This is a genomic window from Singulisphaera rosea (assembly GCF_054877945.1).
Map to the genome: position 1 here is coordinate 1 of NZ_JBTYIP020000144.1, position 266 is coordinate 266.

1 rRNA gene is annotated in these 266 nt (G+C 65.4%); it reads left to right on the forward strand.

Annotation, left to right across the window (positions count from 1 at the left end):
* Positions 1–207 precede the first annotated feature (207 nt).
* Positions 208–266, forward strand: a 5S ribosomal RNA gene (gene rrf / locus ACYOEI_RS41275); the annotation flags it as partial.

The window sequence follows — 266 nt, forward strand, 5'->3', positions numbered from 1 at the left end:
GAGTCGGCGACGCACGAATCCCAATCGGGGTCACCATATCCCGACTCTCCGCATGAGTCGCGATCCTGTTCCGAAACGGGATCCACACCGTGCGACGATCGGATAGGTGCCACGCCCCAAGCCCACAGGCTGCGACCACGAGATTTGCGTGACCGTCCACCGTTTGAAACCTCGGCCGTCCCGGCCTGACCGCCGGGCGGCCGGATTTCCGGCGACCATACTGGCGGGGTCCCACCCGTTCCCATCCCGAACACGGCCGTTAAGCC